Below are 2,974 nucleotides of genomic sequence, written 5' to 3' on the forward strand. Positions count from 1 at the left end.
CACGCTTATTCATGCCACCGGAGATACCATTCCTGAAGAAAATAGAGAACTTTTTGTGTTTGAAAAAGTAAACGGTGAATGGAAAATAGCCCGATATATGTTTAATAAAACAGAGCCGAAAAGATAATGAACTTGTCACAAAATGTAGAAATGAAAAAACGGTTGGAGAGTCTTCTCAAACCGTTTTTGCTTTTAAATAAGTATATTTCATTAGGAAGATATATGTGTTTAATCTGCTACTCCTTTAGAGTAAAGTTTATGCTTCATTTTGACAAACCATTAACCAATGATAAAATTCTTTCGAAGAATTAGAAAGCGACTCTTAACTGAAAACCCCTTCTATTTTTAGGAATTTGTATTTCCCTATTCTCCCTTTGGCGATGCTTCCAAATCCCGAAGGGATTTAATGTATATAGGATGATCGATGGATCCTTCAGATTCGACCCCGATGGGGTCGTAGCTAATCGCTACCTTTTTTCTATAAACATAGGACCCATTCTGGGTCACTCCCCCGCTAGGTGTTGAGCCAGCGTTGGTCTAAGCATAGATGGTATCTACACTTTTCTATTTTGTGAAATTGTAATTCCCCTCTTGGATGCAATCCTGAATCTGGATCATAGGATTTCAAATCTGAGTGAACTTTGAGACTTTTAACATCTCGAAGGTTTAGAGTCTTCATTTTTCGAAACCAAAAAATACCCAGAACTAGTTTTTGCAAATATGGGATATATTGACGAACTTAAATATCTCATTTTGAACGTATTAGTTAATTTTTAAGATTTTTAAAAAATTGAAAATCCGATTTTAAACGATTGTAGCTATTTGTTGTCGGTAGATAAAGTTTAGTACGATAGGTATCAATCACATCAGTAAACTAGCGCTCATTTATAATCATAATAGACATAATCGCTATTGGGTTTATACAAGTGTTCCCAACAAGCAAAAAGACAAAAATTAACATTTCACTTTAAAGCATTACACTATGAAAAAATATCAATTCTTTTTCGTCCTAATCATTGGGGTTTTCCTTTTTTTTGGCTTCCAAGAAAATTCACCCAATGCAGTTAACTCCGAAATAGACGCTGCTACCGCTGAAAAAATGGTGCGTGATTTCAACTCCAAACTACAACAAAATCCGGAGCAGATGATGGAGCAATTTACTTCCGACAGTTTTGTTTTTATCAATGGTGAAGGTGCTTTTGTCACCAAAGCTCAGATGAACGAAACATTAAAATCTTGGAAGATTGGAAAATGGGACTTGAACAACCTTAAAGTCAGAGTATATGGGCATGTATTCGTTGCGACAGGAGTAAACAATCATTCCCTGGTCAACAAGCAGGACGGTTCAACATTGGATTACCAAACCGCTTTCACCTATATTTATCAGGAAAAGGACGGTAAATTGGAGGAGATATCCTTGCAACAACACTCGCATGTTAAACCAGCAACGAATGAATAGAAAGCCAGGATAAAGATATTTTTAGCTTCAGGAAACGATGTTTGAAAATAAGTTAGGAACAAACATGCGTTTCCGTCTATGCTGCCCAAAGTCCAAAAAACCTTCGAGATTGTAAATCGAAGAGCAAATTCAAAGGAGAATAAACCTATGAAATCTTCCAAATTCCAGAGGTATATATTTTTCAGCTTTCGTGTATTTCCTATGAGATTTCTCAGTTCCCGATTTATCGGGACTGGCACTACCTCCTTCGAAATGACCTAATCACTATTCTGCAAGCTGATGACTGTCAACTGAGACCTACCTGCGGTAGGCAAGCTGCAAACTGTGAATAATTTCAACATTCTAATTTTAGCCTTCGACTCCGCTCAGGCTGACAACCGGCAGCTGAGAATGTGAACTGAGGCTGCTCAACTACCTTCGGTAGGCAAGCTGATGACTGTCAACTGAGACTCCCTCCTAATTTCAGCTTTCGTGTATTTCCACAGCTTTTCAGGACTAGATAGCCTTCGAGATGTAGTTAGACTTAAAGTTTGGTGAAAATCAATAAAATACCGAATCAGTAAAGTAATTGGTTCTGCTTATTTCCTTTTCAATAAATACCGGGTATGTCCATTCGAATACCCAAAAATGAGAGTGTCACCTAAAAATACATATCGTTTTTGGCGTGAGCCCTCACTGGTAATGATTTCTAATGTTTCGTTATTAATCGTTTTCCAATAAAAAGTCGGAATCAAAGAATAATCCAATGGTTCTGTGATTCCATTTCGCTTTAAGTCATCTTTTAAATATTGGGGGTCTAATATTAGTTTTCCGTCTTTGGTGTAGGTTTCTACATACCTCTTTCCATAAAATTCATTCTTTTCGATTTCTCCATTTGCGTCTAATGAATACAGCATGATCCACTTTCCTACCAAGCGGGGATCACGCTCTGCTTTTTGACTGAATGATAAAAAAACAATACAAATCAGTGTTAAAAAGTACCTCATAGTTCTTAATTTAAAATCCTGTCTTGTCTTTTTTCTGAGCAGCTTTAAGCATCATTCCTTGTGAAATCACTAAAAGTACCATGGCAAAAGCAGTGAAGTTTGGCACCTTATTTCTCCCTTCCATCCAAAAACCACTTTGCCATAAGGAAAGCCCTCCAATCACAAAGGCAGCAAGAATCAATACCAAGTGGAAATACATTTTGCGTTTACTCATCTCATAAAAACTAAATCCTTATCAATAAAATAAACTAACAATTAAAAACAAACCCCCCGGAAGATTTTTCTTCGAGGGGTTTGTTTTTCTGATTTTAGAATTCAGAATTAAAGTATTCTACTCGTGCCAAAGGGAGCAAAGTCTCAGTCTGGTTTTCTTGAAACTGCCAACTGCGACTGCTAGCTACCCACTTACTTCAAGTTTTTATATCGAATCCGCTTCGGTTCCACGTCGCCCAGTCGCTTTTTCTTGTTCTCTTCGTAATCGGAGAAGTTGCCTTCAAACCACACCACCTGAGAATCTCCTTCGAATGCT

The 2,974-nt window shown here is 37.2% G+C and carries 3 protein-coding genes; 1 reads left to right on the forward strand and 2 read right to left on the reverse strand.

The window, feature by feature from the left end:
- Positions 1-982 precede the first annotated feature (982 nt).
- Positions 983-1,459, forward strand: coding sequence for a nuclear transport factor 2 family protein (locus tag Q0L68_RS18820; protein WP_296705792.1), 477 nt, complete (start codon positions 983-985; stop codon positions 1,457-1,459).
- A 578-nt stretch (positions 1,460-2,037) separates the two neighbouring features.
- On the opposite strand, the gene Q0L68_RS18825 is transcribed toward Q0L68_RS18820, so the two are convergent.
- Both Q0L68_RS18825 and Q0L68_RS18830 read right to left on the reverse strand, forming a co-directional pair.
- Entirely contained in the window at positions 2,038-2,445 is a 408-nt protein-coding gene (locus Q0L68_RS18825; protein ID WP_296705793.1) for a hypothetical protein, read from the reverse strand.
- 10 nt (positions 2,446-2,455) lie between these two features.
- Positions 2,456-2,659: a hypothetical protein gene (locus Q0L68_RS18830; RefSeq protein ID WP_296705794.1), complete on the reverse strand. Its 204-nt coding sequence runs from the start codon at positions 2,657-2,659 to the stop codon at positions 2,456-2,458.
- Between the last annotated feature and the right edge of the window lie 315 nt (positions 2,660-2,974).

The sequence above is a fragment of the Algoriphagus sp. genome (assembly GCF_024642405.1).
Lineage (GTDB): Bacteria > Bacteroidota > Bacteroidia > Cytophagales > Cyclobacteriaceae > Algoriphagus.

Bases quoted from the DNA above. Each gene is read 5' to 3' on its own strand.
- Q0L68_RS18825 (WP_296705793.1), bottom strand. From the start codon at position 2,445: ATGAGGTACTTTTTAACACTGATTTGTATTGTTTTTTTATCATTCAGT.
- Q0L68_RS18820 (WP_296705792.1), top strand. From the start codon at position 983: ATGAAAAAATATCAATTCTTTTTCGTCCTAATCATTGGGGTTTTCCTT.
- Q0L68_RS18830 (WP_296705794.1), bottom strand. From the start codon at position 2,659: ATGAGTAAACGCAAAATGTATTTCCACTTGGTATTGATTCTTGCTGCC.